This is a genomic window from Kitasatospora sp. NPDC127035 (genome assembly GCF_042726075.1).
GTDB lineage: Bacteria > Actinomycetota > Actinomycetes > Streptomycetales > Streptomycetaceae > Kitasatospora.
Genome location: NZ_JBHXDN010000101.1, coordinates 1 through 25,386, shown reverse-complemented (window position 1 = coordinate 25,386; position 25,386 = coordinate 1). Strand labels below are relative to the sequence as shown.

Below are 25,386 nucleotides of genomic sequence, written 5' to 3'. Positions count from 1 at the left end.
GCGCCCCGCCCCGAGTGCCCCCCCGCGCGGGCGGCCGCCCCCCGGCCCCCCCCCCCCCCCCCCACTTACCCCCCCGGCGGGGGGGCGCCCCCCCCACCCCCGCGGCAGGACGCCGCCGTACCGAGGAACCCGCTGCCCTGGCACGCCGCCGCTTCCCGGGAAGGCGAGCAGACCGGGCGCGCTGCGGGCGCCCGCGGTGCCGAGGGCGGTGAGCTGAGGCCCTGGACGTCGAACTTGCTATCGAACCCGTCGCCCGTGACTTCATCAGGCCGGCGTTCGAGGAGGTTTCCCCGACCGGGTGGGTGTCCATCACCTAGGCTGACGGGCAGTTAAATCGCCTGGGCTGGGAGTGGAATGGAATCGCGTATCACCATCGCGGGGGCGGACCCGGCGGCGGCCGCCTCGGATCTCCGGTCGCTGCGTGCCTGGCTGCGTCACGAGGATGAGCTGCGGGGGCGGGTGCAGTTGCTGGACGGCGAGGTCGGTCCGGAGGAGATGGGCGGGCTCGCCGAGGTGCTGGTGGTGGCCCTGTCCGCCGGAGGCGCGGCGACCGTCCTCGCCCAGGCGGTAGTCGAATGGGTGCGGCAGCGCACCCTCGACGTCACCGTCAGGGTGACCAGGCCGGACGGTGGTTCCATGGAGGTCCAGCTCAGCGGAGTGAAGGCCGGGGACGAGACGGTCGCGGCGCTGCGCCGCTTCATCGCCGAGGAGCAACCGGACGCTCTGCCCGATGCGACTCCCTGACGGCGACCGCTCCCGGATCATCCTGATCGGCACGGCGAACTACCCGGCGGACCCGGACCTGCTCGACCTTCCAGCGGTGCTCAACAACCTGACCGACGTCGCGGACGCCTTCGGCCTGCCGCTGCACGGCTGGTCGACTTCGCAGACCTGTGTGACCATCGCGAACCCGGGCAGTAACGAGGAGTTGGTGGACAGGCTCACCGAGCTGACCGCGCAGGCGGAAGACCTCTTGCTGATCTACTTCGCGGGCCACGGACTGCTGGACAGCGCGGGGAACCTGCACCTTGGCTTGTCCCGCACCCGTCGCGGCAGACAACTGCGCCACACCGCGCTGCCCTTCGACGAGCTCCGGGAGTTCGTCATCGACAGCCCCGCGCGCAGGCGGGTGGTCATCCTCGACTGCTGCTTCTCCGGGCGCGCCATCGACATCATGGCCCCCGGCGATTCGCTCGCGCTGGACCAGATCGAGATCGCCGGGACTTTCGTGCTCACCTCCACCTCCGCCGGTACGGCCGCGCGCGCACCACACGGCGAACGGAACACCGCGTTCACTGCCGAGCTGGTGCGGCTGCTCACCGAGGGGGATGAGAACGCGCCGTTGGACCTGACTCTTGGGCAGCTCTACCAGCTCCTCCACCAGCGGCTGGTGAGAAGGGGCCTGCCGAAGCCCCGCAGGCAGGGCACCGACACCGTCGCAGACCTGGTGATCGCCCGTAACAGGAGCTACCGGCCCGCGACCGAGGGTGAGCGCTGGGCTCGGGCGGAGGGCCGCGGCCAGGAGACACCGCGCATGCTGCTCGACGACGAGGAGTTCCTCGGCCACAACGGGGACCCGGCCGGGGCCGCCCGGAAGTACGGGAAGATCGCGGGCTTGTTGGCCAGGCTGTACGGAACGGAGTTCGTCGATGTGAAGGCGGCGGAGGCGAGCCGGGCCGTGTGGGCCGAGTTCGGCACCGCGCGGGCGGCCTCCCTGTCTGTGCCCGTTCCGCCGAGCGTCCGCCGGATCCGTGCGGTCGGCATTGACCTTGGTACGACGAATTCCTTCGTCAGCGTCCTCGTGGACGGTGAGCCCAGGTTTGTCACCAACGCCGAGGGCACCCGGAGCACGCCGTCCGTCGTCGCCTTCGCGAAGAACGGCGAGGTGCTCGTCGGCGAGGCCGCCAAGCGCCAGGCGGTCGCCAACGTCGACCGCACCATCCGTTCGGTCAGGCGCCACATGGGCACTGACTGGAGGATCGGCATCGACGGCAACGACTTCACGCCGCAGCAGATCTCCGCCTTCCTCCTTCGGAAACTCAAGCGGGATGCCGAGGCATACCTGGGCGAGCCGGTCACCGAAGCCGTCATCAGTGTCCCGGCGTACGCCTCGGACGCCGAGCGCGTGGCAGTCAGGGAGGCCGGCGAGATCGCGGGCCTGGATGTACGGCGCATCGTCGACGGGCCGGCCGTTGCCGGTACGGCCTACAGCCTGGGCGACGAGAGCGACCAGACCATCCTGCTTCTCGACCTGGGCGGTGGCACCCTCGATGTCGCCGTTCTTGAGACCGGCGACGGCGTGGTCGAGGTCAAGGCCCTCGGCGGCGACAACCACCTCGGCGGTGACGACTGGGACCAGAAGGTCGTCGACCACCTGGTGAAGGTCTTCCAGGCCGGCCACGGTCTCGACCTGTCCGAGGACGAGATGGCGCTGCAGCGTCTGCGCGAGGCGTCCGAGAAGGCCAAGATCGAGCTGTCCTCCTCCTGCGAGACCTCGATCAACGTGCCCTACATCGCGGCCTCCGCCGAGGGTCCGCTGCACCTGGACGAGAAGCTCACCCGGGCCCGGTTCCAGCAGCTGACCTCGGACCTGCTGGAGCGCTGCAAGGTTCCGTTCCACAACGTGATCAAGGACGCGGGCATCGCCCTCTCCGAGATCGACCACGTGGTCCTCGTCGGCGGCTCGACCCGCATGCCGGCCGTTGCCGAGCTCGTCCGCGAGCTGACCGGCGGCAAGGAGCCCGTCATTGCCGCGGACCCCGACGGGGCCGCCGCGATCGGCAGTGTCTTGGAGGCCGGTGTGCTGAAGGGCGAGGTCAAGGACGTCCTGCTGCTTCGGGTCACCCCGCACTCCTTGGGTATCAGGATCGCGGACGGCACCATGAACACCCTGATCGAACGCAACACCACGATCCCGACCAAGCGCTCCGAGATCTTCACCACCGCCGAGGACAACCAGCACGCTCTGCGGCTCAAGGTCTACCGGGGTGAGCACCAGAGCGCAGCGGACAACGAACTGCTCGGTGTGTTCGAGCTGACCGGCCTGCCGCCGGCCCCGCGCGGTCTGCCCCAGATCGAGATCACCTTCGACATCGACGCCAACGGCATCATGCACGCGTCCGCGAAGGACCTCGGCACCGGCAAGGAGCGGAGGATGACCGTCACCGGCTCTTCCGCACTCTCGAAGAGCGAAATCACCCGCATGCGCGAGGAGTTCGAACGCTACCTCTCCCCGCCCTCGACACCGTTGCCGCAGCAGCTTTCGTCCTCCGGCTCCGCACATGACCGACCGGACAATTCCTGAGCCTGTCGTTCTACCTTCAGTGATCAACATGAGGTTGTTCGAGTTCGTCACCCGCATGGGGATCTGCCGGACGAGGCGACGACCTCCGTCTCGTGCTGCGTGATGTCGAGTCGCACAGCAGAGCCGGAGGTCGTCGGTGTCGATCGTGCTCCTTGAAGCCGCCGGCCGGCAGGCAATCTCGGAACTGTCCTCCTCGTGGAGATCCAGCGCCGGGCGCGGGTGGGGTGGGGGTTGGTGGTGTGTTGGGCCGGCTGTCGTCGCGCATGCGTGCGAGCGGGGCTCTGCCCGTGCGCCGGCAGGGCCCGGGCCCGCAGAAGCCGCGCGTGTCAGGCCGCGGGTTTCCAGAGGCCGCGGGCGGCCAGCAGGGGCAGCACGTTCTCGCCGACCCAGTACGCCTCCTCCAGGTGGGGCGTCCCGGACAGCACGAACTCGTCGATGCCCAGGCGGTGGTACTCCTCGATCCGGTCGGCGACCTCGTGGTGGCTGCCGACCAGCGCGGTGCCCGCACCGCCGCGCACCAGGCCGATCCCGGCCCAGAGACCCGGCGACACCTCCAGCCGCTCCGTCGATCCGCCGTGCAGCAGCCGCATCCGCCGCTGGCCCTCCGACTCGCTGCGCGCCAGTGCCTCCTGGGTGGCGGCGATCCGCGCCGGATCCATCCCGGCCAGCAGACGCCCGGCCTGCGCCCAGGCGTCCGCGGAGGTGTCCCGGGTGATCACGTGCAGCCGGATGCCGAAGCGCGGGGTGCGCCCGTACCGCGCCGCCAGATCGCGGATGGCCCCGATCTTCTCGGCGACCATCTCCGGGGGTTCGCCCCAGGTGAGGTAGACGTCGGCGTGGCGGGCGGCGACCTCGGCGGCCTCCGGGGAGGACCCGCCGAAGTACACCTCCGGGACCGGCTCCGGCAGCCGGGTCAACTGTGCGCCCTCGACGCGCAGATGGGCGCCGTGGTGGTCCACCCGCTCGCCGCGCCAGAGCCGCCCGGTGATGTCCAGGAACTCCGCGGTGCGGGCGTAGCGGCCCGTCTTGTCGAGGAAGTCCCCGTACGCGCGCTGCTCGGCGGACTCGCCGCCGGTGACGATGTTGAGCAGCAGCCGGCCGCCCGACTGGTTCTGGTAGCCGGTCGCCATCTGGGCGGCGAGGGTGGGGCTGAGCTGGCCGGGGCGGAAGGCGACCAGGTACTTGAGCCGCTCGGTCACCTGGGTGAGCATCGCGGTGGTCAGCCAGGCGTCCTCGCACCAGGCCCCGGTCGGGGTCAGCGCGCCCGTGAATCCCAACTGCTCGGCCGTACGGGCGATCTGACCCAGGTAGGCGATGCTCGGCGGGCGGTCCGAACCGGCCGTGCCGGGCACCGAGCCGTGGCCGCCGCCGACGACGTACCGGCTGTCCCCGGTGGTGGGCAGGAACCAGTGGGCGGTCAGCGGCATCGTCCTCAGCCCTCCAGGTCGGCGGCGAACCGCCCGTACCCGCCGTTGTGGTGCACCAGCGGCGGGCCGCCGTCGGTGTCCGCGCCCACCACCTCGCCGACGACCAGCAGGTGGTCGCCGACCGGGGTCACCTGGGTCGTCCTGGCGGTCAGCCGGGCGGCGGCGGGCAGCAGCGGCGTGCCGTGTGGTCCGGTGTGCCACGGGGTGTCGGCGAAGCGGTCGATCCCGCTGCGGGCGAAACGCTTCGCCAGCTCCTGCTGGCCGTGGCGCAGGATGTGCACCGTGAACGCCTCGCAGGCCCGGACGGCGGGGGCGGAGGAGGCGGTGGTCGCCAGGTAGAAGGAGACCAGCGCGGGCTCCAGGCTCACCGAGGTGAACGAGGTCGCGGTGAACCCGGCCTGTCCGCCGGGGCCCGCCACGGTGATCACGGTGACGCCGGAGGCGTGCCGGCGCAGCGCGCCGCGCAGCAGGTCGGCGGCGGGGGCGGCATCCGGGGCGGGGGCGAGTGCGGGGGGTGCCGCACCCGCCGGTACGGCGAAGGCGGGGCGTTCGTCGAGCCTGGTCATGCCGGGACTCCTTCCGGGAGGTGGGCCACCGGGTCGCCCGGTGCTTGTGGTGCGTCCGGTACGGGTGCGGGGCCGGCGACCGGGATCAGCTGGACGGGTAGGTGCGGACCGCCGCGCAGCCGCTCCAGCCACTGCACGACGGCGGCGGCCACGCTGCGGTGCGGGGCGTCGTTGAGCGCGTCGTGCCGGCCGTCGACGACCAGCAGCAGTTCGGCCGCCAGCCGGGCGGCGTGCCTCCGGGCGGTCGCGGGCGGCGAGACCGGATCGGCCTCGCCGTGCACCAGCAGGGCGGGCGTGCCGTGGGCGGACCGCTCGGCCGCCTCGGCGAGTGCGGCGGGCACGGGCTCCTCCAACGCGCCCGGCCGGTAGCCGGGGTCGCTGCCGAGCAGGTCCCGGTGCACCGGGCAGGCGGTCCTGGCGGTCAGCTCGTCCGTCCAGGCGCCCTCCGCGGCGGTGCCGGTCCGCTGCGCGCCGTCCGGCCGGGGACCGGCCGTGGGGAGGCCGACGAGCAGCAGGCCGTCGGGTGCGGCGGGCCCGGCGGCGGCCAGGGCGAGCAGAGCCCCCGTGTCGGAGCCGGCCAGGACGACGGGCGCGCCGGCCGGGAGCGCGGCGCGCTCCTCGGCGACGCGCTCCGCGAGGGCGTCGGCCTCGGCCGCCTCGCCGCCGTGCGCCGTCGCCACCACCCGGTAGCCGTCGAAGGCGAGCCGGCGTCCGAACCGGGCGTACAGGCCCGGGTGTTCGCCCCGGCCGGGGAGCAGCAGGACGGTGCCGCGGACGACCACGCCGTCGGCCGGGTCCCAGGACGTCGACGCCGACGCCGAGGTCGGGGCGGGCGCGGGCCCGGCGGGCGCCGGGCCCGTCCCCGGCGCGGTGTCGGCGCCGGGGACGGCCACCGCGGGTGCGGGGGTGCTCATCGGGCGGCGCCCGCGGGCTCGGCGTCCGGCAGCGCCGTCCGGGCCGCCTCGGCCCTGGCCCCGGCCGCCGCCTCGCGCGCCGCCCGCTCGTCGCGGCGGGCGACCTCCTGGCGCACCAGCGGCAGCAGCTCCCGGCCGTAGTCGATCGCGTCGTCCAGCGGGTCGTAGCCGCGGATCAGCAGCGTGGTGACGCCGAGGTCGACGTAGTCCAGCAGCGCCTGGGCGACCGTCTCCGGGGTGCCGACCAGCGCGGTCGAGTTCCCGGCCGCCCCGGTCGCGGCGGCGGGGGCGGTCCACAGCGCGCGGTCGTGCCGGTCGGCCTTGGCAGCGGCGGCCAGCAGCCGCTGGGAGCCGACGTTCTGCGGGGCGGCGCCCGGACCGACCGGGAGCACCTGGCGCCGACCGCCGAAGGCGTCCGCCCGCTCCTTGATGGTGGCCAGGATTCCGTGCGCGCGCTCCCAGGCCTCGTCCTCGGTGCGGCCCAGGATCGGGCGGAAGGAGACGCTGATGCCGTGGACGTCGGTGCGCCCGGCGGCCTCGGCGGCGGCGCGCACCGAGGCGATCTGCTGCGCGGTCTCCGCCAGCGGCTCGCCCCACAGGGCGAAGGTGTCGGCGTGCTTGCCTCCGACCCGGTAGGCGGCCTCCGAGGAGCCCCCGAAGAAGAGCGGGATCCGCGGCCGGGTGACCGGGCGGACCTCGGAGTGGAAGTCGGCGAAGCGGTAGTACGGGCCCTCGTGGTCGAACGGGCCCTCCTCCGTCCACGCCTTGGTGAGCACGGTCAGGTAGTCGTCCGTCCTGGCGTAGCGCTCGTCCTTGGTGAGGTAGTCGCCGTCGCGGCGCTGCTCGGCGTCGTGCCCGCCGGTGATGATGTGCACGGCGACCCGGCCGCCGGAGAACTGGTCCAGGGTGGCGAAGGTGCGGGCGGCCACGGTCGGGGCGATGAAGCCCGGACGGTGGGCGATCAGCAGGCCCAGCCGCTCGGTGTTGGCCGCGGCGAACGCCGCCACCTGGTTGGGGTCGGGGCTGGCCGAGGAGTGCGCGACCAGGATGCGGTCGAAGCCGGCGTCCTCGTGCGCCCGGGCGAAGCGACGGGTGTAGTCCACGTCGACCACCGGGCCGTGGGCCGGGCGGGTCTCCGAGACGTCGTGGGTGGAGATCATGCCGATGAACTCGACGGGCATGGCGAAAAGCCTTTCATGGCAGTGGTGTTGGGGAGAGGAAGGGCAGGGAGAAACGGACGCGGTCAGAGGGTCGGAGGGTCAGAGGGTCAGAGGACGGTGCAGGGCGGCCCGGCCGCGGGTGAGCAGGACGGTGTCGTCCTGCGGGGTGTGCACCCGGCTGCACAGCACGTCCCGCAGGTGGCGCTGGAGCGGGTGGTGGCGGGTCAGGCCGTGGTTGCCGGTGAGGGCGACGGCGCGCTGGACGGCCTCCACGGCGGCCCGGGTGGCGATCAGCTTGGCGCCCGGACTCTCCTCGGCGGCCGACTCGTCGCTCGCGTCGACCGCCCCGGCGAGACCGGCGACCAGCCGTTCGGCGCCGGCCAGGTCGACGTCGATGCCGCCCAGCTCGCTCTGGAACCGGGGCAGGGTGGCCAGCGGGGCGCCCAGCGAGGTCGGGGTCCGCTCGTGCAGGAACCCGGTCAGCCAGGACTGCGCGGCGCGGGCCACCCCCAGGTAGAGGGCGGAGAGGCCGAGCGAGTTCCACGCACCGCCGAGCGCGTCCCGGCCGCCGTCCGGCTCCGGGAGGGCCAGTCCGGTGGTGTGGTCGAGCGGGATCCGTACGGCGTCGAGCAGGACGTCGTCGCTGCGGCTGGCCCGCAGGCCCAGGTGGTCCCAGGTCGGCTCGACGGTGATCCCGGGCCGGTCGCCGCGCACCAGGAAGGAGCCGACCCGGGGATCGTCCTCCTCGGTCCTGGCCCAGACCAGCAGCCAGCGCAGCGCGGGGGCGCCGGTGGAGTAGATCTTGCGGCCGGTCAGCTCCCAGGAGTCGCCGCTGCGCCGGGCGACGGTCGCGGGCAGCCCGCCGCGGACGGGGGTGCCGAGATCGGGCTCCACCCGGACGTGGTTGACCAGCGTCGGGCGGACGGCGGACTCGGCCAGCAGGTCGGCGAGCGGTCCGGCCGGCCAGTGCGGGCGGCGGGCCTCGGCGGCGTGCACGAACAGGGTCATCGCGGTGACCAGCGCGACGGCCGGGTCACCGGCACCGAGCGCGCGCAGGATCCGGACGGTGTCGGCCAGACCGCCGCCCGGGCCGCCGTGGCGCCGGGCCACGGTGGCGGTCAACAGGCCTGCGCCGTGGACGAGTTCGATGCCCTCGGCGGGGAAGGAGGCGTCCCGGTCGTGCTCGGCGGCGCGGGCCGCCAGGGCGGCGGTGATCGCGGGCAGGCCGTCGGTCGCGGGCGTCGGCAGCGGCGCGGGGAGCGCCCGGGCGGGGGGTGCGGCAGGCATGGGCGTACTCCGGTACGGGAGGAGACGGTCGGTGGCGTCAGCGGGGCAGCCGCGCCCGCCAGCCGGGGGAGTGGTGGCAGGCCACGGTGTGCCCGGTGGGGGCGCCGACCGGCAGGACGACCGGGAGCGGGGCCGGGGTGCCGGGCGGTGGGGACGCGGCGCAGGCGGTGGCCCCCGCAGGGGTGGTGGCCGGGAGCGGGTCGGGACGAACGGCGCAGGCCTGGTCGGCGAACGGGCAGCGGTGGGCGAACGCGCAGGCGCTCCGGTCGGCGCCGCCGGGGTCGGAGCCGTCCTGGCCGCCGATCGACGGGGCCCCGGGTGCCGGGGTGCGCAGCAGCTCCAGGGCGGCCCGCCTGGCCGGGTCCAGGCTCGGCGCGGCGGCGCCCAGCAGCGCGCTGTACGGGTGCAGCGGGTGCTCCAGCACCGTACGGGCCGGGCCCTGTTCGACGATCCGGCCCCGGTAGAGGACGGCGATCCGGTCGGCGATCCCGGAGAGCGAGTCGAGGTCGTGCGAGATCACCACGACGGCCAGGTCCAGCTCGCGGCGCAGCCGGTCGAGCAGCCGCAGCACGTGGTTGCGGTTGGAGGCGTCGAGCGCGCTGACCGGCTCGTCGGCGAGCAGCAGCCGGGGCCGTCCGACGACGGCCCTGGCCAGGGCGACCCGCTGGCGCTGGCCGCCGGAGAGCCGGGCGGGGGTACGGGTGGTGAGCGCGGGGTCCAGGCCGACCCGGTCCAGCGCCTCCCTGACCCGCTCCTCCCGTTCGGCCCGGGGCACGCCCGCCACGGCCAGTGGTTCGCCGACCAGGCGGGCGACCGTCAGGTCCGGGTCGAGGGAGCGCAGCGGGTCCTGGAACATGTACTGCACCGTCCCGGCGCGGCGGGCGGCGCGCAGGGCCCGGCCGCGCAGGGCGCCGTGGTCGGTGCCGTCGACGGTGATCCGGCCGGCGGTGACCGGGGCGAGCCCGGCCACGGCGCGGGCCAGCGTGGTCTTGCCGGAGCCGGTCTCGCCGATCAGCCCGAGGATCTCGCCGGAGTGCGCCTCCAGGTCGACGCCACCGAGGACCGGGGTGCGGCCGAAGGCGACCGAGAGCCCCTCGATCCGCAGGGTGGCGGGGCGGGCGGCCGGTTCGGACCTGTCGGTGCGGGCGAGCGGCGCCGCCGGGGCGGTGGTGGTGCTCATACGGGGGCCTCCGTCCGGTGGTGCGGGGCGGTCGGGGTGGTCACGGTGGTTCCCGGGGCTTCGGGGGTCCCGGCTCCCCAGGCTCCGGTGAGCGCGAGGTCCTCGGCGCGGACGCAGCGCACCCGGCGGGTGCCGTCCCCGCCGGAGCCGCCCACCGGGGTGAGCGAGATGCCGCTCCGGGTGCAGTCCGGGGTGGCGTAGGCGCAGCGGTCGGCGAAGCGGCAGCCTGGCCCCGTGGTGCCGGGCTCGGGTGGCCGGCCGGGGATCACGGCCGGCTCGCGGCGGTGGCGCCGGCCGAGGGAGGCGACCTGGAGCAGCGCCTCGGTGTACGGGTGCGCGGGGCGGGCGATCACCTCGGCGGTGGGGCCCTCCTCGACGATCTCCCCGGCGTAGAACACCAGGATCCGGTCGCAGACGTCGGCCACCACGGCGAGGTCGTGGCTGACCAGCAGCAGCGCCAGACCGCGCCGCTTGCGCAGCCCGTCGAGCAGGTCCAGCACCTCCGCCTGGACGACGGTGTCCAGCGCGGTGGTCGCCTCGTCGGCGACCAGCAGCCCGGGGTCGCCGGAGACCGCGACGGCGATCAGGACGCGCTGGAGCATGCCGCCGGAGAGCTCGTGCGGGTAGCGGTCGTGGACGGTCTGCGGGTCGTGCAGACCGACCGCCTCGAACAGCTCCACCGCGCGCCGGCGGGCCTCGTCCCGGCTCAGGCCGAGGCGCAGGCGCAGCGGCTCGCCGAGCTGGCGGCCGACGGTGAGCGAGGGATTGAGGTAGGAGCCGGGGTCCTGGAAGACCGCGCCCAGGCGGTCGCCGCGGACCTGCTGCCACGCTCGGTCGGTGAGCCCGGTCAGTTCGGTGGGCCCGGTGGGCCCGGTCGGCCCGGTGGGTCCGGTGGGTCCGGCGGGCTCCGCAGCGCCGGGGGATCCGCTCGCGGCGTCCGGTGCGGCGGCGCCGAGGGTGATCCGTCCGGCCGACACGGCGACGCCGGGGGCGAGCAGGCCGAGCACCGAGCGGCAGGTGAGCGTCTTGCCGCTGCCGGACTCGCCGACCAACCCGAGGGCCTCGCCGGGGCGGACGGCGAACGAGACGTCCCGGACGGCCTCGGTGCGGCCGCCCCCGACGGTGACGTGCAGGCCCTCGACCCGCAGCGCGGCGTCGTCCGCGGGCGGGTGCGGCCCGCCGGACGGCTCGGTGCCGGCGGGCCGGGCCCCGGCCGTCGTCGTCGGGAGCGCGTCCTTCTTGCCGGAGGTCTTCCCGGCCGGCTCACCGGCGGGGGCTCCGAGCGCCGCGGTGTCCGTCCGGTCGGCGTCGGCGAGGACGTCGGCGAGCAGATTGAGCGCCCCGATGGTGACCATGATCAGGAAGGTGGGCACGGCGGGCGCCCACGGCTGCTGCGCGAGGAACCCGAGGTCGCTGGCCAGCATGCCGCCCCAGGTGGGGGCCGGAGGCTGGACGCCGATGCCGAGGAAGGTCAGCGAGGAGACCGTCAGCAGGCTGGTGGCCAGGGCGTGCGCGGTGGTGACGGCCACCGTCGGAAGCACCTTGCGCCAGGTGTGAACCCGCAGGATCCAGGCCCGGGACGCGCCCATCAGCTCGGCAGCCTCCACGTACTGGGCGCGGTCGAGCCCCAGGGCGGCGGCCCGGACGACCCGGAAGAACAGCGGTGACAGCAGCACCCCCAGGGCGATCATCGCCTGGTGCAGCCCGTTGCCGAGCAGACCGACGGCGGCGATGGCGAACAGCGTGAACGGCAGCGTCATCAGCGCGTCCACCGACCGCAGGGCGAGCCAGGAACCGGTGGCGCCGAACCGGACCGAGAGCAGGCCGGGGACGACCCCGAGCAGGGCGGCCACCGCGACCGCCTCGGCGGCGGCCAGGACGGAGGGACCGGTGCCCGCGAGCAGCCGGCTGAGCACGTCGCGGCCGAGGTAGTCGGTGCCCAGCAGATGACCGCCGCCGGGGTTGTGCAGGATGGCGGACGGGTCCTGGGCGAGCGGGTCCATCGGGGCGAGCCGGTCACCGAGGAGGGCCAGCAGCAGGACGACGCCGAGGGCCGCCAGCGCGACGCGGGCGAGCGGTACCCGCAGGGTGGTGCGCAGCGCGTTCACCGGGCACCTCCCGAGGCGGCGGTCGCCGACGGGACGAGGTCGGCGGCGGGGCCTGCGGCGTGGACGGCCTTCGCGCCGGTGGTGGCGCGAGGAGCGGTGGCAGCGGCCGTGCCGGTGACCGCGCCCGCCGGGCGGGCGCGGCGTCTGGCCGCCGGGTTGAGCGCGAACAGCAGCGCGTCCACGGCGAGGTTGGCGGCCAGGACGACCGCGACGGTCACCAGCAGGGTGCCCTGGATCACCGGGACGTCGTGCTGCTCCGCCGCGCGCAGCGACAGTTGGGCGATCCCCGGCAGGTTGAAGATCCGTTCGGTGACGACGGCGCCGCCGATCAGCACCGGCACGCTCATCCCCAGCACGGTGACGGCGGGCCCGGCGGCGTTGCGCAGCGCGTGCCCGAACAGCACCCGCCGCCAGGACAGCCCGCGCATCAGCGCGCCGGTGGCGTAGTTCTCGCGCAGCTCCGCGACCAGCGAGGTCCGCAGCTGGCGGGCGATCCCGGCGGCGGCGTCCAGGCTGAGCGCCAGGGCGGGCAGCAGGGCGAAGCGCAGCCACTCGCCGGGATTCTGCGAGAACGGCACGTACCCGCCGGAGGGCAGCAGCCGGAACTGGACGGCGACCAGGGTGATCAGTCCGATGGCGATCACGAAGGCCGGCAGCGTGCCGAGCAGGGTGCAGACGGCGGTGACCGCCCGGTCGAGCCGCCCGCCGTTGCTGAGCGCCGCCGAGACCCCGGCGGCGCCGCCGAGCAGCACCGCCAGCAGCAGTGCGAGTCCGGCGATCGACAGGTCCACCGGCAGGGCGGCGGCGATCGAGTCGGCCACCGGGACGGTGGTGAACCAGGAGACCCCGAGGTCGCCGCCGAGCGCGTGCAACAGCCAGCTGCCGTACTGCACGGGCAGCGGCCGGTCCAGGCCGAACTGGTGGTCCAGCCGGGCGATGTCGGCCGGGGTGGCGGTCTCGCCGAGCACCGCCGCGGCGGGGTTGGCGTCGGAGACGGCGCCCAGGCCGAAGGTGAGCACGGAGGAGAGCAGGAACACGGTGGCGGCGCCGGTCAGGACCCGCCCCAGCGGGCGCGGTGCGCGCGCCGCCCGGCGTGCGAGCAGGCCCGCCCGCCGGGCGCGAGGGGGCGAGAGGACGGCGCTCACGACGCAGTCACTCCCTCGAACCGCTGGACGACCGTGAACGAGGGGATCGGGGAGACCGACTTACGCCGGGCCAGCAGGCGCGGGACGCTGTACAGGAAGGTGTTGGGCATCGTGCGCACGGCGAGCGCGGTGGCGGCCTGAAGCACCTTCGGGTACTCGGGGGAGTCCAGCGGGGTGCGCGAGATCAGGTCGACGGCGGCCTTGAGCTCGGGCGGGGTGCGCCGGCCGGGGTTCATCAGCCCCTGCTCGCCGAAGAGCACCTGGAAGGCCTGCGCGGCGGAGTCGCGGCCCGCGAACTGGTCGGAGGCGAGCGCCCTGGAGTGCTGGATGTACATGATCTGGGTGGCCTGCGCCGCCGGGATCACGTCGATCGTGGCCCGGATGCCGACCTCCTTCAGCTGCGCCTGGAGCTGCTCGGGCAGGCCCTGCGCGGCCGTGGTGGTCAGCGTGAGGTCGACCCCGTTCGGGAAGCCGGCCTCGGCCAGCAGGGTGCGCGCCCGCGCGGGGTCGTACCGGAAGAGGTCGCCGAGGGCAGGGTCGAAGCCGACGTAACCCTTCGGGAAAGGCTGGTAGTTGACCTCTCCGTGGCCGAAGAGCTGGGTCTTCACCAGGGCCTCGCGGTCGATCGCGAACTTCAGCGCCTCGACCACCTTGGGGTTGTCGAACGGCGCCTTCTCGATGTTGACGTCGAGCACCGCGACCACCAGCGAGGGGATCTCCTGGACCTCCAGCCCGGCGGCCTTGGCTGCGGCGACCTGGCTGCCGGGGATCTGCGCCACGTCGAACTGTCCGGACTGGAGGCCGCCGACCACGGTGGCGGCGTCGGGCAGCGGGTGCAGCTCGAAGTTCTCCAGCTTGATCGAGGCGGCGTCCCAGTAGGTCGGATTGCGCTTGAGGACGGCCTTCGCGTTCTGGGTGTACGAGACGAGGGTGAAGGGGCCCGATCCCGCCGGACGGGTGGCCAGCGCGGCGGCGTCCGCCTCGAAGGCCTTGGGGTTGACGATCATCCCGGTCTTGCCGGCCAGCAGGTTGGGGATCTGGTAGTCGGGCCTGGACAGCTTGATCACCACGGTCTGCGCGTCCGGCGCGCTCACCTCGCTGACGCTGGTCAGCTGCGGGGCCACCAGGGACTTGGGATCGCTGCGGCCGCGGTCCAGGCTCTTCTTGACGGCGGTGGCGTCCAGCGGCGTGCCGTCGGAGAAGGTCGCCCCGGGGCGCAGGGTGAAGGTCACCGAGCCGCTGTCCGGGCTGTAGCTCCAGGACGTGGCCAGGGCGGGAACGGCGTTGCCCTTCTCGTCCAGTTTGGTGAGGCCCGCGTAGACCAGGGAGAGGCCGTGCACGTCCCAGCCGGCCGAGGAGAACACCGGGTCCCAGGAGGTGGGCAGCGCCCAGCCCCACTTGAGGGTGCCGCCGGGGGCGCCGCCGCCCGTCCCGGCCTGGCCGGCGCCGGTGTCGCCGCACGCGGCGAGGACGAGGGAGGCGCCGAGGCCGAGGCCCAGGCCGAGCAGCGAACGTCTGCCGAGCAGGGTGCGGTGGGCGGGGGTGCTGGTCATGGCGGTTCGTCACCTTTCGGGCTTCACGCGGACGGTGGCGCGGCGCGACAGGGCGCGGCGGGATACCGGAGGCGGGGGTGTGGGTGCGGCGCCACCGCCCGCTGCCCGGCACGCGGGTCCGGCGTGCGGGTCGGGGGTGGGGCTCGCGGCAGATGGGGACGGCCGGGCGCGGCGGGGTGGCCGGGCCGACGGCGGGCGTGCGGTGGCTCGATGGGGTACGGCTGCGGTGGGTGTTGCCGCGGTGGGGTGCGATGCGGCGCTCGCCGGATCGCGCGGCGGCCGGCTACCGGCGGCCGGTGGCCCGGCGGCGGGGTGCCGGCTGCGCGGGCGGTGAACCGCGGTGCGCCGGTACGGGACCGGGCCCGGCGCGGCCGGGGGCTTCGGTGGTACGGCGCTACCGGCCGATACGGCCGGGGCGGGACTCGGCGGCGGGGGCGCCGCCGGGCCGGGACGCGGTCAACAACAGAGGTCGCTGCCGGCGCGTCGGTGGCTCATGTAGCGGCGCACCGTGACGCGGTGCGTGGGGTTCATGGGGCACATCCTGGCCAGGTCGGCGGCCTGCTGTCAATGGACACTAAAAGGTGTCTGTTTGCGGCGGCGGTGCTGCAACACCCCCTCAACGCGCCGTTCACGGCGCGCCGCCGCATCGCCCGCGAACGGCCGGTGCCCCGCCGGTACGGAGCGCCGCACCCGCAGCCCGCTGTGACAACGCAACGACGTCTCGCGGACCGGACGCCGGGCGGGCCGCCCGTCTCGAACCGTGGATGGCCCGCCCGACGCGCCGACCCGTCCCGGAAACACGCAGCCCTCTCCGCAGCCGCCCCGGGCGGCGCTCAGCCCGCTCCGCCGGCCCGCCGGACGGACTCCCAGGCCGGACCCGAACGCTCGTCGGGGTGCAGCACCAGCACCCCGTGCCCGGTCGCCACCCGCCGCGCGCCCCCGGGGAGCGGCCCCGCGGCCCCGACCAACTCCGCCTCGACCAGGCTGCGGTAGCGCTCCAACAACTCCGCGGCCGTCGGCTCGGGCACGGCACCGGGCCACAGCCCCGGTGCCACGGCGGCCACCGCCGCCAGATACTCCTCCACCGTCCGCCACCCCGGCACCACCCGGCACCCGGCCGGACCGCTGAAGACCAGCGTCGGCAGCGCGTAGCGGTAGCCGTCCCCGGTCTCCTTGGCCGCCCCCGGGTGCGGCCCCGGCCCGTGCAGCCCGACCACCTCCGGCCGGGGCCGGCGCGCCTCGGCGCGGTCGCGCCGCACCCGCTCGCGTACCGCCGGATCGGCCAGCGCGGTCCGCAGCCGGGCCTCGTCGAGACCCGGCACCCCGGCGAGCGCCGCCAGGACCCGCTCGGGCGTGTCCGCGGGTTCGCCGAGCACGAAGGCGCTCTCCCGCAGCCGGCGCAGCACCCGCTCGCCGACCAGCGGCCCCTGCGCCTCGGCGGCCGCCGCCGCCAGCGAGGAGGGCCAGCTGCTGGCCGCCACCCAGTGCAGTCGCTCCGCGCGCGGAGCGCCGGTGTGCGTCGTGATCTCCGCGACGTACCGGGCGTACCAGGCGGTCTCGGCCGCCGGATCCGGCGCCGGGTCGTCGTCCTCGTCGAACAGGACGCCGAACACCCGCCGGTGCCTGGCCCCCTCGCCCAGCACCCGCAGCAGCCGCCGCAACCGCGGCTCGGCGCCCCAGGACCACGGGCACATCGGATCGGTGAACTCGGCGATCTCCACAACGGCTTCCGCCGCGTCCGGTGCCGTCGCCGCGCCTTCCGTGTCCGTCGTACCGCCACCGCCCGCCGGCCGCGTCATGCGGGTGCCACCTGCCGGGCCGTGCCCACGAGGTGCGCCACGGTGGTCTCCGTCAGGATCGCCACGGCGCGGTCCTCCACGCTGCGCCACACGGCGGGCAGCCCCCGGGCCGGCCCCGGGTAGTCCAGCCCGGCCAGCGGTTCGCCGCGCAGCGTGATCACCTCGCCGTCGACCGCTCGGACCACGTCCAGCAGGGTGATCTCGGCGGCGGCCCGGCCCAGCCAGTAGCCGCCCTCGCAGCCGCGCTGGCTGCGGACCAGCCCGGCCCGCCGCAGCTCGCCCACCACGGACTTCAGGAATCGGAACGGGATGCCCTGGGAGGCGGCGATGGCCTCGCAGGTCAGCGGGCGGGACGTGTCGCAGGCGAGCTCGACCAGAGCCCGAGCGGCGTAGTCCGCCTTGGCGGAGATATGCATGGGCCGAGTATCCCCCGGCCGCGGCCGTGCTCAAGTCCCTTGTCCGGTCGGGTGTCCGGTCCGTGGTCCGGCATGGCGCGGAGCGCTCGGCGGGAAAGGACACCTCTTGACATCCTTTCGCCGCCGGGCCTAGCGTCCGAACCCGGCCGGTACGTCGCACCGGACCCCGGGCCACCGCCATGCCCAGGCACTCGGCCGTCCCGCGGCCACCGCCGGTGCGGGCTCGCCGCCGCCCCGCCCGCGCCCCTCGTCGCGTCCGCAACCCGCCACCACGTCCCCGTCCCGCGCCCGCGTTCCCATCCCCGACCCAGGAGCCGCCATGTCCACCGCCCATCTGCCGCACCACCACCCGGCCGCCCCGGCCGACCGCTCCGAGGAGACCTCGGCTCAGGCGCCCGTGGTGACCCGGGCGGGCACCGGCTTCCACCCGCACCTGCACGACGGCGGGACCGCCGCTTCCGGTACCGGCCTGCGGGCCCGGCTGCACCACATCCGGGCGGGCGAGCTCGACGGCGACACCGCTCAGACCGGCGGCATGCGGCGCTTCGCGGCCATCAGCGGACGGACCGTGGGCTCGGAGAAGCTGTGGATGGGGCAGACCCACGTCGCGCCCTCGACCGCGTCCTCCGACCACCACCACGGCGAGTCCGAGACCGCCATCCACATCGTCAGCGGGCACCCCGAGTTCGTGTTCGTCGACGACTCCTCCGGCACGCCCGAGGAGATCCGGCTGCGCACCGGCCCGGGCGACTACATCTTCGTGCCGCCGTTCGTCCCGCACCGCGAGGAGAACCCGGACCCCGAGGTGGAGGCCGTGGTGGTGATCGCCCGCAGCACCCAGGAGGCCATCGTGGTCAACCTCCCGAGCCTGTACGCACCGTGACGCCGCCGCGTCCGGTCCGAGCCTGACGCTGCCTCCACCCGCGCCCCTTCGCCCCCGCCGCGCGCCGGTCGGGGCGCGCGGCCCGGGCGGGTGCCGTGACGTGCCCCGATGCGCGCGCGGAATCGCTGCGTTGCGACCGGTGTGCCCGGGCTGCCGGGACGGCCCGCGGGCCGTCCCGGCAGCCCGGGGCTGTTCGGCGTCTGCCGGTGCCCGCGGTCCTACTTGCAGATGGGCGGGTTCGGGGACGACCGGACGGTATAGAGGGTGGGCCGGCCGTCGTCGGACGTCGACACGGGCATGACGATCGTGTCCCTGGCCGTCCAGGGGAGATGACTGCGGCTGAACGTCCAGGTCCCGGTGATCTTGGTGGCAGCCCTGGAGAGCGTGACCCAGCCGTATTCCCCCGGTCGAATCTTGCCGGTGACCTGGTTCCCCAGGGCTTCCGAGCCGGACCAGCTCTTCTTGAAGGTGAATTTCACCTTGACGGTGACCTTGGCAATCAGTGATGACAGTGCGCCGGTCTCCAGTCCAAGCTCGACTTCACTGCCCAGTTCGTGGGACCATCCGTTCGTCCTGAGTACCGAAAACGTATGGGTAACGCCATCCGGGTAGCCGTTTTCGTTGAACCAGGCGTCCGACGCGCAGGAGTCCGGCAGCATTTCCGCGGGGGATTCCGATTCCATGTCCCATGAGCATTCATTCTTGTACTTCTGGCATATCTTGGTCGCGTAGGTCAGGGCAAGTTCCCGCGGTCCGCGCACGGGAGGCTGCTCGTCACCGAAGGGGACCTTCCACGACTGCTCCTCCTTTCCGTCGCAGCCGGTCAGCCAGGTCTGTGTCCCGGGGGAAACCTTCGACTTGTAGGGAGCGAGGCACGACGACGTGCCCACGTTCTTGAACATGAACCCGGTGGGCGTGGGATGGGCAATCCAGTCCTGCCAGGTGCTGGTGGAACCGCACGACAGCATGGACACCGGCGCCTGGTTCCAGAAGCCTTGGGCCGTCAGGCACGTGCCCAGCGACACGTTCTGGATCCGGAAGGTTCCGTCCTGCCAGTTCGGAGTCAGGCGCCAGGCCATGTTCGAGCTGCCGTGAACCCGGGCCAACCTGACTTGGTTCAACGCGCTTCGCTGGGTATCCACACTCAGCGCGAAGCCCTCCTTCAAGTACAGCCGCGTGCAGTACATGCTCTCCGACGCCGGGCAGGGGTTGCCCAGGAACTCCGTGGCGTGTGCCGTGCCACTTGCCATGGGAGTGACGGACACACCGACGGCAAGGAGAGCTGTCACCAGGGACATGAGCAGCAGTCTTAAGACACCGGATCTAGTGCTCGGGGAAGGCGGAATCATGATGTTCCTAGTCCTTGAGTAAACGGTTCCGGATCGCCCCCGTCGGGGACTTCCGGACTGTCGGTGTGGTGGGTTCTTGCGGCGGCCGCGTGGGCACCGGGCCGAGGAGAACGGCTGATCCGGGTAGGGAGCCGAGGCGGATTCGCCGGGGCCTCGTACGCGGTCCCCGTGTTGGGCGTATCCGAGTCTTGGCCCCGCCGGGACCTCGGGGCAGCGTAGAACCACCTGCCTGGATACCTGTTCCGATCCGTCTGGGGGAGCTCCCCGCGGGCGGGCGCGACCCCGGCGAGTCCGTGCGCGGATCCGCTCAGTACGAGGCCGGCTGCCGACACCGACACCGACACCGACGACGGGCGCCGTGGCCGGGGCGGGGACGCTCGTGCCGACGGCCGGACGCCGCCGCGCGGCCTCCCGCCTCGGTGACCGGGGAAGGGCGCCGCGCGGTTCGGTGGGTGTGCTCCGCATGGTGGCGGTCACGGCCCGGCACGGGGCGAACGTGTTCGGTGTGTGGACGGGGGCGGCTGTGGCGGCCTGCCTCCGAGTGGTCCCGAGCGTGGTGTGCAGTGCCGCCGCCGCCCCGCCGAGTCGACGGAACGCCCCGAATCCTCGGTGCGACGGCAGCACTGCGGCGCTCCCGTCCCGGGCGCGTGGGATCCGATGGTCGGCCGGTGGGGGAGCGGCGACAAGACCCGAATTGCTGATGGGGCGGATAACGGATTCGTATGGGCGACACACCGTGCCCGCGCCCCTCATGGGCTGCCATGAGAAGTCCCGGAGGTGACCTGTGGATTTCGGTTGCGTGACACCTGTGTCAAGTCGACCGACGCCTATCTGACAGGCACTCAGAAATTGAGGCGCGAACGCTGCCGAGGCGTCGCGACACCGCAGGAGCGTGGAGGGGGAATGCCGGCCGGGTCGAGGCTGCGGTGGAACCAACACCTTTGACTACCTGGGAACTTGGCCGCAATCGGGTCCTCAGGGGTCGACCGCTTCGAGCGGCGGCTCGTAGCTTCCCGCCCACTGGGCGATCCGTCACGAATTCCTCGGGGAACGCCCCCGCCCCCGAGGAGTCGCCCCTGACCGGATCAAGAATCGACACGACAACCCGCCTCGTTCGCCCGGCCCGTATATGACCCCCGCGCATGATTCCACCCGCGGTTGTCCGGTGCGCGAGTATTGACAGCGCCGTTGCGCTGCCGCTGTAGTTCCACTCGATAGCCCCACCCGCTTCACCGGTTCCGGCCTACTTCCGTACCGGCCCACCGAAGCGGCTGCAGACTCCTGTCCGGCCGACCTGCGACGCCCCCACCCAGGCGCAGAGAGCCGCCCCGCGTGCCGCGCACGGTCCGACCTCCACCAGCCGGGTTGCCCGTACCCACCCCACCCCCGCTCGACCACGCCCTTTCCAGGGCCGTGGTTTCTCCGGCATCGCTCCAGACCTCTCACGTCAGGAGAAGACGATGGACGACTCGTCCCCCGCCCCGTCCGATCACATCCGCTCCGAGATCAGCCGCCGGAAGGCGGTGCAGCCGCTGGGCGTCGGCGCGGCGACGGTCGCCGCCGGCAGCGCCATGACCGGCACCACCGGCGCCTCCCCGGCGGCCGCAGCGACGCCGCTGCGCGCGGCGGTGCTGGAGTACGTCGACTCGTTTACGCACGCCAAGGGGCTGCGCATCCTGCTGGAGCACGCCGGCTTCACCGTGATCGATCTGAACCCGGCCATGGCGGCGAACGCGCAGGGGGTGGACCTGATCGCCCTCGGCAGCTTCGCCAGCTACGGCCCCCGACTACCGCAACTACGTGCAGACTCAGGCGGGGTCGCTGCAGACGTTCGTCCAGGACGGCGGGGTGGCGCTCGACCCCGCCCAGCCCGACGTGGCCGGCGAGGGCGTCCCCTGTCTGCCGAACGTCAATGGGCGGTGGGGCACGAGCGGGCCGTACGCGGTGCGCACCGACGCCGACTTCAGCACGATCTACCCGGTGGCCACCAACCACCCGCTGGTGTCCGCGCTACCGGTGACCTCCGGCCAGGTGTTCACCGGCCGCAACAGCACGCACCCCAGGACACCGACCCCCGAGGAACCGAGAACCCAGGTTTCAGTTGTCGTCGTCGACAGCGGACCGCTGCCGCAGGTGGATACGGCCCTGCGGCGGACGATCGACTCCGCTCTCCGCCGGGCCTGCGGACGCGGCCCACGACCGGACGTGGTCGCGGGGCTCGTGGGCGGCCGAGCGGCCTGCCTGGGCGCCGCCATGATCGCCCGGGAGCCGGCCGGAAGCCGGCCGGAAGCCGCTGACCGCGTCCCGGCCGCACCACCCGGACGTGCGCTGCTCACGCGCACTGACACGCCGTGGCCGCCCCGTCGGGGGGCGGCCACGGTACCGGCGGCAGCTGCCGCCTCGACCTCGTGCCGCCCGCCCTGCGGCGCTCCCCGGACCCCACCCAGATCGGTCGAGAACCATGTCGAACGCCGAGAACACCAGATCGGACACCAAAGGTCCGAGACTCGGGACCCCCGCCCTCGAACTCGTGAGCGAGGGCAAGTACAACAAGCTCAAGTGGCGCATGCTCCTGGCCGCGATGTTCTGCTACTTCTTCTTCTACACCGGCCGGCAGACCTTCGGCTTCGCCATCCCCGGCATCCAGGCCGACCTCGGTCTGAGCAAGGCCGCACTGGGCGGCATCAGCGGCATCCTGCTCTGGTCGTACGCCGCCGGCCAGATGATCAACGGCAACCTCGCCGACAAGTTCGGCGGCCGGCGCATGATGACCGCCGGCGCCATCCTGTCCACCATCCTCAACTGGTGCACGAGCTTCTCCGTCGGCTCCAGGTCGCTCAGCTTCCTGTGGGGCGCCAACGGGTTCGCGCAGTCCCTCGGCTGGCCCTCCGGCGGCCGGGTCATCTCCAACTGGTGGGGCCCGCGCGAGCGGGGCAAGAGCTTCGGCTTCTACACCTTCGCCGCCGGCATGGCCTCCGTCCTGGCCTTCGTCACCTCCACCATCGTCGTCGACACCCTCAAGCTCGACTGGCAGTGGATCTTCCGGGTCCCGGTCCTGCTGATGCTCGTCGGCGGCATCACCTTCTACTTCGTCGCCCGTGAGAACCCCAAGCAGGCCGGCATCAAGCCCCCCGCCTCCGTCACCGAGGCCGACGAGGAGGACGACCGGGCCGACGCCGCCGCGTACGCCGGCGAGACCTCGTTCCAGCGCTACAAGACCGTGCTGCGCAACCCCAAGATCTGGTCCACCGGCATCGCCATCGGGTTCCAGAACACCGCCCGCTACGGCCTGCTGATCTGGGTCCCGGTCTACTTCCTCGGCGAGAACTGGAAGAAGGGCGGCGGCGGCATCAACCCGCTGTGGATCTCGGTCGCGCTGCCCGTCGGCATGGCGGTCGGCGCGCTCACCAACGGCCAGATCTCCGACCGGCTCTTCGGAGCCCGCCGGGACCGCCCCATCATCCTCTTCATGGTCCTGGGCGCCGCCGCCTCCATGACCATGTACCTCGCGCCGCTGAACGTCACCACCGGCATCGTGGTCCTCTTCCTCACCGGCTTCTTCGTCTACGGCCCGCAGTCCTCGTTCTGGGCGCTCTGCCCCGACATCGCCGGCAAGCGGATGGCCGGCACCGCCACCGGCGCCGTCAACTGTTTCGCCTACCTCTTCGCCGGAACCGCCGAGCCCTTCATCGGCGGCCTGATGGACAGCACCGGCAGCACCGACCTCATCTTCTTCTTCGTGGCCGGGTGCTGCGTGTGCAGCGCGCTCGTCGCCCTCACGATCCGACGCTAGTGTCCTGCGCCGGAGGTCCGTCGGCAGAATCGGGCGAGGGAGTCGAGGATCTCGTCAGCGGTCTTGGTCCAGGTCAACGGCGTGGGGTCCTCGTTCCAGCGCTTGACCCACGTGCGGATGTCACGTTCGAGGGCTTGGACGTTCTTGTGGGATCCGCGGCGGATCATCTGGTCGGTGAGGAAGCCGAACCAGCGCTCGACCTGGTTGATCCACGAGGATCCGGTTCGGGTGAAGTGCATGTGGAACCCGGGGTGTTGGGCCGGTCACGTGCGGATCGCCGGAGTCTTGTGGGTTCCGTAGTTGTCGCAGATCAGGTGAATGTCGAGACCCGCGGGAACCTCCTGGTCGATCTTGACGAGGAGCCTCCTGAACTCCGCCGGTACCGAAGAAGACGACCCGGCTCCGGCTCCCCGCCCCGGCGGCCGCCACCACCGAGACGGCGCCCGCCAAGCGAGCCGCGCGCAAACCGCGCGAGACCACCGAGGTGACGGCCGAGGCCGCCCCGTCGGCCGAGAGCACGCCGAAGGCGCGGAGCACGAGGAGACCGCCGCGAAGAAGACGGCTTCGCCGGCTCCGGAAGCGCCGGCGCCGGCGAAGCGACCCCGGGGATCTCCGACGGTGTGCCGCCCTGACCGCGGTCGGCAAGCCGCTGCGCGCGGGCGAGGTCTCCGCGGCTCTCGGCTCTGACAGCACCGACGACAACGTCCGCGCGACTCTGGAACGGCTCGTCAAGGCGGGCCGGGCGCAGCGCGCGGGCCGTGGTCTGTTCGAGGTGCTGCCGACGAGCTGACGTCGCGGGCCTGCTGGTTGGACCACCGTGTCGTGGTTGGCCTTTCGGGGCTGGTCGGTTTCGTTCCACATGCGCACCCGGCCGGTCGCCGACGCCCTGGCGGCCGCCGTGGCGACCCGTGGCGACCAGGTCGACGGCGTGATCTTCCACTCGGACAGGAGGTCCCAGTACGGGTTGGCCGAGTTCGCCGGACTCTGCCGGCGCCACGGGATCCGGCGGAGCACGGGAAAGGTCGGCTCCAGCTACGACAACGCCGCCGCGGAGAGCTTCCTCGCTTCGCTGAAACGCCACTTCACGCTCGGCCATCTCAGCCCGGTCCAGTTCGAACAGCAGATAGCGGCGTTCCGTAGGATCACGCTCGTCGCATGAGACTCCGGCGTCCACATCCCGGGGGAAGGCTCACGACCTCGAACCACCTGATCGGGTTCACGCTGGACGGTCGACTCGTCACGTACCTGCTCGGACTGATCAGGGTCCACGACCTGACGAACGGATCCTTCGCCACGCTGGCGGTTGGGGGAGGATTTCAACGAGGAGATCACCGGCACCACGACCTACTTCGCGGCGGACCAGCAGCTGGTGATCGACAACAAGGCAGGCCGCCGGTCGTTCGGCCTCCGCGCTGAAGGCCAGTTCCGTACGCTCTGTTGCTGGGTGACGGGGTACCAGCCGGTGCTGGTGCGGCCTTCGGGTCAGGTGGTGACCTGGCGGGTGTTCCAGTCGACGCGGAACGCGGCCCGCAGGAACTCTGGAGCTGCCGTGGTTCGTGCGGCGGAACCGCTGAGCCCAAGAGCTTGGTAAGGACCCTTGACAGTCGGGTGGTCCAGACCACCAGTATTGGTCCAGGCCAGAGTGCTTCAGGTCGCCGAAGTCCCCACCTTCGAAGGGAGCGCGGTCCATGGCCGGACCCGTTCGCGCACCACTCCGAGCCCTGCTCGCCGGAGCCGTCACCGCCGCCGCCATCGCCGGCGTGGCGCTCACCGGCACCGGCACCGGCACCGCCCGTGCGGCGGGCACCCCACTGCCCGCCCAGGTCGTCGCCCCGTACGTCGAGGCCCGGGCCGGCGACAGCCTGTCCAAGCTCGCCTCGCAGCCGGGTGACAAGTACCCGACGATGGCCTTCCTCCAAGCCGCCGCCACCGCCTCCTCCTCATCGCCCTCCCCATCGCCCTCCGCGTCGAGTGTCCAGGTGCCCGCCATCCAGGTGCAGGTCAGCCCGTCCTCGGGCACGGTGACCGCCGGCTCGTCGACCACCGCGACCGTGAGCACGGCCATCATCAACAACGGCTCGAACACGTCCATCGCGATGACGGTCAGCGGAGCTCCTGTGGGGGTCACCGCCTCGGTCAGCCCGTCCTCGGTCAACGGGAGCTCCAGCGCCGCCCTGTCGGTGTCGACCCTGTCCACCGTCGTCCCCGGCACCTACACGCTGACGGTCAAGGGCACGCTGACCGGCACCTCGGCCACGTCCTCCGCGACCTACACGCTCACCGTGACCGGCACCGCCCCGGCGTGCTCCACCGCCTCCTGGGTCGGCGCACAGGTCTACACCGGTGGCAACACCGTCTCGTGGACGGGCCACCAGTGGAGCGCCAAGTGGTGGACGCTGGGCGAGGAGCCCGGCACCACCGGTCAGTGGGGCGTCTGGCGGGACCTCGGTACCTGCTGATCCGCACGCGTCGCCGGGCCGGGCCCCGGAACCGGGGCCCGGC

At 73.3% G+C, this 25,386-nt stretch carries 19 protein-coding genes and 2 pseudogenes; 7 read left to right on the top strand and 14 right to left on the bottom strand.

The window, feature by feature from the left end; genetic code table 11:
• Window positions 1-354: 354 nt before the first annotated feature.
• The 3 genes and pseudogenes from ACFWIC_RS38490 to dnaK form a co-directional block, all read left to right on the top strand.
• Complete coding sequence (locus tag ACFWIC_RS38490) at window positions 355-744, top strand: hypothetical protein (RefSeq protein ID WP_355401368.1); 390 nt, start codon at window positions 355-357, stop codon at window positions 742-744.
• Window positions 731-1,378: pseudogene (locus ACFWIC_RS38485) on the top strand (caspase domain-containing protein); the annotation flags it as partial. The gene ACFWIC_RS38490 and the pseudogene ACFWIC_RS38485, both read left to right, overlap by 14 nt.
• A 369-nt stretch (window positions 1,379-1,747) precedes the next feature.
• Window positions 1,748-3,226 (top strand): annotated as a pseudogene (gene dnaK, locus ACFWIC_RS38480) (molecular chaperone DnaK); the annotation flags it as partial.
• A gap of 404 nt (window positions 3,227-3,630) precedes the next feature.
• Here dnaK and ACFWIC_RS38475 read toward each other — a convergent pair.
• From ACFWIC_RS38475 to ACFWIC_RS38425, 11 genes are all read right to left on the bottom strand, one after another.
• Window positions 3,631-4,731, bottom strand: coding sequence for an LLM class flavin-dependent oxidoreductase (locus ACFWIC_RS38475; RefSeq protein WP_380521684.1), 1,101 nt, complete (start codon window positions 4,729-4,731; stop codon window positions 3,631-3,633).
• A 5-nt stretch (window positions 4,732-4,736) separates the two neighbouring features.
• Window positions 4,737-5,297 (bottom strand): flavin reductase family protein, encoded by a 561-nt coding sequence (locus ACFWIC_RS38470; protein ID WP_380521682.1) that lies wholly within the window; start codon window positions 5,295-5,297, stop codon window positions 4,737-4,739.
• Window positions 5,294-6,211 (bottom strand): alpha/beta hydrolase, encoded by a 918-nt coding sequence (locus ACFWIC_RS38465; protein ID WP_380521680.1) that lies wholly within the window; start codon window positions 6,209-6,211, stop codon window positions 5,294-5,296. Before ACFWIC_RS38465 ends, ACFWIC_RS38470 begins: the two co-directional genes overlap by 4 nt.
• Window positions 6,208-7,392, bottom strand: coding sequence for an LLM class flavin-dependent oxidoreductase (locus ACFWIC_RS38460; RefSeq protein ID WP_380521678.1), 1,185 nt, complete (start codon window positions 7,390-7,392; stop codon window positions 6,208-6,210). The genes ACFWIC_RS38465 and ACFWIC_RS38460 overlap by 4 nt, the downstream gene beginning before the upstream one ends.
• A gap of 78 nt (window positions 7,393-7,470) precedes the next feature.
• A complete protein-coding gene (locus tag ACFWIC_RS38455) occupies window positions 7,471-8,658 on the bottom strand; it encodes an acyl-CoA dehydrogenase family protein (protein WP_380521676.1) in 1,188 nt (395 codons plus the stop codon).
• A 37-nt stretch (window positions 8,659-8,695) separates the two neighbouring features.
• Window positions 8,696-9,838, bottom strand: a complete 1,143-nt coding sequence (locus ACFWIC_RS38450) for an ABC transporter ATP-binding protein (protein WP_380521673.1) — start codon at window positions 9,836-9,838, stop codon at window positions 8,696-8,698.
• Window positions 9,835-11,946, bottom strand: a complete 2,112-nt coding sequence (locus ACFWIC_RS38445; protein WP_380521671.1) for a dipeptide/oligopeptide/nickel ABC transporter permease/ATP-binding protein — start codon at window positions 11,944-11,946, stop codon at window positions 9,835-9,837. The genes ACFWIC_RS38450 and ACFWIC_RS38445 overlap by 4 nt, the downstream gene beginning before the upstream one ends.
• Entirely contained in the window at window positions 11,943-13,091 is a 1,149-nt protein-coding gene (locus ACFWIC_RS38440; RefSeq protein ID WP_380521669.1) for an ABC transporter permease, read from the bottom strand. The genes ACFWIC_RS38445 and ACFWIC_RS38440 overlap by 4 nt, the downstream gene beginning before the upstream one ends.
• Window positions 13,088-14,644 (bottom strand): ABC transporter substrate-binding protein, encoded by a 1,557-nt coding sequence (locus tag ACFWIC_RS38435; protein WP_380521667.1) that lies wholly within the window; start codon window positions 14,642-14,644, stop codon window positions 13,088-13,090. Before ACFWIC_RS38435 ends, ACFWIC_RS38440 begins: the two co-directional genes overlap by 4 nt.
• A gap of 833 nt (window positions 14,645-15,477) precedes the next feature.
• Complete coding sequence (locus ACFWIC_RS38430; RefSeq protein WP_380521665.1) at window positions 15,478-16,365, bottom strand: DsbA family protein; 888 nt, start codon at window positions 16,363-16,365, stop codon at window positions 15,478-15,480.
• A gap of 74 nt (window positions 16,366-16,439) precedes the next feature.
• The gene (locus ACFWIC_RS38425) at window positions 16,440-16,859 is read right to left on the bottom strand and encodes an Rrf2 family transcriptional regulator (protein ID WP_329875060.1); all 420 of its coding nucleotides are present in this window, start codon (window positions 16,857-16,859) and stop codon (window positions 16,440-16,442) included.
• A gap of 319 nt (window positions 16,860-17,178) precedes the next feature.
• Between ACFWIC_RS38425 and ACFWIC_RS38420 the strand changes: the two genes are divergently transcribed.
• Window positions 17,179-17,742, top strand: a complete 564-nt coding sequence (locus tag ACFWIC_RS38420; protein WP_380521663.1) for a cupin domain-containing protein — start codon at window positions 17,179-17,181, stop codon at window positions 17,740-17,742.
• A 218-nt stretch (window positions 17,743-17,960) separates the two neighbouring features.
• On the opposite strand, the gene ACFWIC_RS38415 is transcribed toward ACFWIC_RS38420, so the two are convergent.
• On the bottom strand, window positions 17,961-19,040 hold the full coding sequence (locus ACFWIC_RS38415; protein ID WP_380521661.1) for an RICIN domain-containing protein: 1,080 nt from the start codon (window positions 19,038-19,040) through the stop codon (window positions 17,961-17,963).
• Window positions 19,041-20,580: 1,540 nt separating this feature from the next.
• Window positions 20,581-20,754 carry a hypothetical protein gene (locus tag ACFWIC_RS38410; RefSeq protein WP_380361252.1) on the bottom strand — a complete coding sequence of 58 codons (174 nt, stop codon included), beginning with the start codon at window positions 20,752-20,754 and terminating at the stop codon, window positions 20,581-20,583.
• Between the two features lie 798 nt (window positions 20,755-21,552).
• On the opposite strand from ACFWIC_RS38410, the gene ACFWIC_RS38405 reads away from it, so the two are divergent.
• Window positions 21,553-22,884, top strand: a complete 1,332-nt coding sequence (locus ACFWIC_RS38405) for an MFS transporter (protein WP_380521659.1) — start codon at window positions 21,553-21,555, stop codon at window positions 22,882-22,884.
• On the opposite strand, the gene ACFWIC_RS38400 is transcribed toward ACFWIC_RS38405, so the two are convergent.
• The gene (locus tag ACFWIC_RS38400; RefSeq protein ID WP_380521656.1) at window positions 22,881-23,123 is read right to left on the bottom strand and encodes a hypothetical protein; all 243 of its coding nucleotides are present in this window, start codon (window positions 23,121-23,123) and stop codon (window positions 22,881-22,883) included. The genes ACFWIC_RS38405 and ACFWIC_RS38400 overlap by 4 nt on opposite strands.
• 578 nt (window positions 23,124-23,701) lie before the next feature.
• On the opposite strand from ACFWIC_RS38400, the gene ACFWIC_RS38395 reads away from it, so the two are divergent.
• Window positions 23,702-24,043 carry a DDE-type integrase/transposase/recombinase gene (locus ACFWIC_RS38395; RefSeq protein ID WP_380521654.1) on the top strand — a complete coding sequence of 114 codons (342 nt, stop codon included), beginning with the start codon at window positions 23,702-23,704 and terminating at the stop codon, window positions 24,041-24,043.
• 529 nt (window positions 24,044-24,572) lie between these two features.
• Window positions 24,573-25,343 (top strand): hypothetical protein, encoded by a 771-nt coding sequence (locus ACFWIC_RS38390; RefSeq protein WP_380521653.1) that lies wholly within the window; start codon window positions 24,573-24,575, stop codon window positions 25,341-25,343.
• The last annotated feature ends 43 nt before the right edge of the window (window positions 25,344-25,386 follow it).

What these genes read in the sequence shown, in the direction of transcription:
- ACFWIC_RS38490 (WP_355401368.1), top strand. Translation starts at nt 355, where the DNA reads ATGGAATCGCGTATCACCATCGCGGGGGCGGACCCGGCGGCGGCCGCC.
- ACFWIC_RS38475 (WP_380521684.1), bottom strand. Translation starts at nt 4,731, where the DNA reads ATGCCGCTGACCGCCCACTGGTTCCTGCCCACCACCGGGGACAGCCGG.
- ACFWIC_RS38470 (WP_380521682.1), bottom strand. Translation starts at nt 5,297, where the DNA reads ATGACCAGGCTCGACGAACGCCCCGCCTTCGCCGTACCGGCGGGTGCG.
- ACFWIC_RS38465 (WP_380521680.1), bottom strand. Translation starts at nt 6,211, where the DNA reads ATGAGCACCCCCGCACCCGCGGTGGCCGTCCCCGGCGCCGACACCGCG.
- ACFWIC_RS38460 (WP_380521678.1), bottom strand. Translation starts at nt 7,392, where the DNA reads ATGCCCGTCGAGTTCATCGGCATGATCTCCACCCACGACGTCTCGGAG.
- ACFWIC_RS38455 (WP_380521676.1), bottom strand. Translation starts at nt 8,658, where the DNA reads ATGCCTGCCGCACCCCCCGCCCGGGCGCTCCCCGCGCCGCTGCCGACG.
- ACFWIC_RS38450 (WP_380521673.1), bottom strand. Translation starts at nt 9,838, where the DNA reads ATGAGCACCACCACCGCCCCGGCGGCGCCGCTCGCCCGCACCGACAGG.
- ACFWIC_RS38435 (WP_380521667.1), bottom strand. Translation starts at nt 14,644, where the DNA reads ATGACCAGCACCCCCGCCCACCGCACCCTGCTCGGCAGACGTTCGCTG.
- ACFWIC_RS38425 (WP_329875060.1), bottom strand. Translation starts at nt 16,859, where the DNA reads ATGCATATCTCCGCCAAGGCGGACTACGCCGCTCGGGCTCTGGTCGAG.
- ACFWIC_RS38420 (WP_380521663.1), top strand. Translation starts at nt 17,179, where the DNA reads ATGTCCACCGCCCATCTGCCGCACCACCACCCGGCCGCCCCGGCCGAC.
- ACFWIC_RS38415 (WP_380521661.1), bottom strand. Translation starts at nt 19,040, where the DNA reads ATGTCCCTGGTGACAGCTCTCCTTGCCGTCGGTGTGTCCGTCACTCCC.
- ACFWIC_RS38405 (WP_380521659.1), top strand. Translation starts at nt 21,553, where the DNA reads ATGTCGAACGCCGAGAACACCAGATCGGACACCAAAGGTCCGAGACTC.
- ACFWIC_RS38400 (WP_380521656.1), bottom strand. Translation starts at nt 23,123, where the DNA reads ATGCACTTCACCCGAACCGGATCCTCGTGGATCAACCAGGTCGAGCGC.
- ACFWIC_RS38390 (WP_380521653.1), top strand. Translation starts at nt 24,573, where the DNA reads ATGGCCGGACCCGTTCGCGCACCACTCCGAGCCCTGCTCGCCGGAGCC.